We start from the raw sequence: 425 nt of genomic DNA, 5'->3' as shown, positions 1-425 counted from the left end.
CCTTCGCGATGGAGTCCGCCGGCATCCCAAACTCCGCCCCATGTTTCGCCAACGCGTCATAAGTCACCAGCGTCGGCACCACAAACGCCCCCCGCTCACGCATGAGCATCGCAGCCGCTTCATCCACCAAATTCCCATGCTCGATCGTCCGCACGCCGCACCTCACAGCCCGCGCAATCGCCCGCCCCGTATACGCATGCGCCATCACATAAGTATTCGCGGCCTCGGCCTCGTCGACGATCGCCCGAATCTCATCCTCCGAATACTGCGTGTTCGCAATCGGATCGGTCGGCGAAGCCACGCCGCCTGACGCCATTATCTTGATTTGCGTCGCGCCTTTCTGAATCTCCTCACGCACGGCGAGCCGCACCCCTTCGACGCCATCGACGACCCGCGCAATCGCCCCCGTCCTGAAACAGCAGGAG

The 425-nt window shown here is 63.1% G+C and carries 1 protein-coding gene; it reads right to left on the bottom strand.

Annotated features, from left to right (window positions below; genetic code table 11):
- Positions 1-425, bottom strand: a 425-nt coding sequence (locus tag M3195_RS16750) for an amidohydrolase family protein (protein ID WP_251589230.1), incomplete at both ends; no start/stop codon positions are given.

Source organism: Microbacterium hydrocarbonoxydans (genome assembly GCF_023715885.1).
Taxonomy (GTDB): domain Bacteria; phylum Actinomycetota; class Actinomycetes; order Actinomycetales; family Microbacteriaceae; genus Microbacterium; species Microbacterium hydrocarbonoxydans_C.
Note: the sequence above shows the minus strand (reverse complement) of the source record. Positions and strands in the feature narration are given on the sequence as shown.